Source organism: Streptomyces sp. NPDC059900, assembly GCF_050270335.1.
Lineage (GTDB): Bacteria > Actinomycetota > Actinomycetes > Streptomycetales > Streptomycetaceae > Streptomyces.
This window is the reverse complement of the sequence record NZ_JBNNJZ010000783.1, coordinates 1-3,115: the sequence shown is the minus strand read 5'-3', so window position 1 is coordinate 3,115 and position 3,115 is coordinate 1. Positions and strand designations below refer to the sequence as shown.

Here is a 3,115-nt window from a genome sequence, read left to right as displayed (position 1 = left end):
CCCTTCAGCGTGCCCTGCGCCCCCTCAAACGCCGCGTCCCCTCCCCGGTGGGCCAGGTCATCGACGAGGAGGCCACGGCCCACCGCATCGCCCGCCTCGGCGGCCACCCGAAAGCCTGGCTGCCGGTCCTGCGCCCCGCCGACGAACGCTGGCTTCGCCTGTGCCTGGTGTACGACGCGGGTCCGACCATGCCGGTCTGGCGCCCCCTGGTCCGCGAACTCCACACGGCGCTCGCCCAGTCCGGCATCTTCCGCACGGTCGAACTGCACCGCTCGGACCCGGACGGCACGGTCCCGCCGCAGGTGGCGCACGCCCCCGCGACGGGCCGCACGGTCACCCTGGTGATCAGCGACTGCATGGGCCCGCAGTGGCGTGCGGGCGCGGCGGGCGACCGCTGGTACCGCACGCTGCGCCGCTGGGCGGGCCGGATGCCGACGGCGGTGATCCAGCCACTGCCGGAACGCCTCTGGCGCACCACGGCTCTGCCCACGACTCCGGGCACCCTCTGCGCCCCGCACCCGGCTGCGCCCTCCGCCACCCTCGCCTTCACGCCGTACACCGCGGATGCGCCGCCGCCCGCCCGAGCGGTACCGGTGCCGGTTCTCGAACCCGCCGGGACGTGGCTGTCGCACTGGGCGGAGCTGGTCGCGGACGCGGGCGGGGGGCAGCTGCCGGGCGCGGTGGGCTGGCTGGGGCCCGCGCCCCCGGACGCCGGGGCGGACGGCGAGGACATCACCCGGCTCTCCGCCGAGGACCTGGTGCTCCGCTTCCGCTCCACGGCCTCTCCGGAGGCCTTCCGCCTCGCGGGCCATCTGGCCGTGGGCGAACCGCAGTTGCCGGTGATGCGATTGGTCCAGGCGGCGGTCGAGAAGCGTCCGCGTCCGCAGCATCTGGCGGAGGTGATCCTGAGCGGCATGCTTGCCTCTGGCGGGGGCGCCGGGGCGTATGAATTCCGTGACGGGGTGCGGGAGTTGCTGCTGCGGACGCTGCCGCGTACCGCTCGGGGGCGTACCCGGGAGCTGCTGGCCCGGGTGGGCGGCCTCATCGACGAGCGGGCGGGGGTGGCACCCGGCGAACTACCGGCGGTGGCTTCCTCCGGCAGGGGCGCCGGGCAGGGATCCTCCCCTACGGGCGAGCCCTTCGCGACGGTCACCCCGGAGAGTGCGCGGCACCTCGGCGCGGGGCGGGACACGGAACTGCTCGGCGGCCGCTACCGCATGGTGCAGCAGATCGGGCAGAGCGGCAGGGTGTGGCTCGCGGAGGACCAGCGCGACGACGGACGGACCGTGGTGGTGCAGCGCTACCCACAGGCACCGCAGTGGCTGCGCCTCGACTTCACCCGGGTGGCGCGGCAGCTGTCGCGGTTCCGGCACCCGCAGGTGGCCGCCGTACAGGACTACGCCAACGGTGAAGTCCCGTACGTGGTGATGGACTTCGCCGACGGTCCCAGCCTCCGCGATCTCCTCGCGGAGCATCCTGCCGGGCTGCCGGCCCACCGGCTCATGGAGCTGGTGCCGCCCCTCGCCGGCGCGGTCTCCGCCCTGCACACCGTGGGCCTGGCCCACGGCGGACTCTCCGCCTCGTACGTGCGGCTCCCGGCGCGGGGCCCGGTCCTGTGCGGCTTCGCGCTCGTCCCCCACAACGAGGAGACCCGCGCCGCCGACCTCCGCGCGCTCGGCCGCCTGGTGCGCGAGATGTACGGAGACGGCAAGATGGCCGCCGAACCGGCCGGGGGCAATGTGCCCGGGACGCTCCCGCGCGCCACGCTCCGCAGCACGCTGGCATCGGTGCTCCACGACCTCGACTCGACCGACGCGGATATCCAGCGTCACGGCCTCCACCGGCTCACGCGGCTGGCGGCACCCTCGTCGGCCGAGCGCATGTACTCCCTGTTCGGCCCCCTTCGCGTCACGCAGAACAACCGCCCGCTCGCCACCGGCACCCCCCGCGAACAGGCCATGCTCTGCATGCTTCTGCAGCGCCGCGGCCGAGCCGTGACCCACGACGAGCTGATCGAGGGCATGTGGGGTGACGGCGCCCCCCGCGACGCGCGCCGCCTCATCGGCACCTACGCATCGCGCCTGCGCAACGCGCTGGGCCCCGATTCCGTGGTGACCGAGAGCGACGCGTACGTCCTGCCCCTGCCGACGGGCCCCGATGTCGTCGACCTGTTCCACGCCCAGCGACTCGACTCCGACGCCCGGCACGCCCGCTTCTCGGGTGACTTCGTCCGCGCCCAGGAGCTGGTCCGCTCCGCCCTGGACCTCTGGCGCGGCACCCCCCTGGAAGGCATCCCCGGCCCGGCGGCCAAAGCCACCCGCGCCGACATCAACCGCCTGCGGCAATCCCTCCTGCACACGCAGCTGGAGCTGAACCGGGAGCTCGGCGCCACCGAGCAGCAGCAGGCGGAACTGGACGAGCTGCTGCGGGAGTTCCCCCACACCGAGGACGAGGTACTCACCCCGTACGAGGAACTGCCCAGCGACCAGCTGGACGACCTCGGCGTCAGCCGTGAGCTGCCGGACGACCAGCCGACGCCCCCGCGAACCACCCTCACCTTCGAGTACCTGACCCGCCCCTCCGGCACCCAGTCGGAGACCCTGCACAAGCTGGGCCGGGAGATCTCCCACCTCCTCATCGCGGGCGGCATCGGCCCGGACCACTTCGAGCTGCGGCCCCGCGCCCGCGGCTGGGACGCACACGTCGCGCCGGAGGTGCACGTACTGCACGCGCTGACGGCCGTGCTCCGGCAACTCCCGACCGCCCTGGCCGCATTGCCGCACATCGGCCTCGGAGTCACCCTCACCCACGAGCCGGACCCCACGGTCTCCGCCCTCACCTTCCCCGCCGAGCTGCGCCACCTCTTCAACCGCCCCGGCAGCCGCGCCACCGTGATCGTCTCGAACGACCTGCACGACCGGCTCAGCCGCTCCGGCCGCACGGGCGACGCCCGCTTCGAGCCGGTCCCGCAGTCCGACGACTGGTACTGCGAGGTCACGGCGCCCGCGGAAGCCCGCCCCTCGGGCACGGCCACCTCGTCCGCCCTGAGCACACTGCTCGCGGCCCGCACCGCCGTGATCCTCGGCTTCGACGGCCCGGTCGTCCCCCTGTACAC

Annotated in this window: 1 protein-coding gene; it reads left to right on the top strand. The window is 74.3% G+C overall.

The window, feature by feature from the left end:
- Nucleotides 1-3,115: SAV_2336 N-terminal domain-related protein (locus ACQKIP_RS43840; RefSeq protein ID WP_427745563.1), on the top strand; the 3,115-nt coding region annotated here is incomplete at both ends.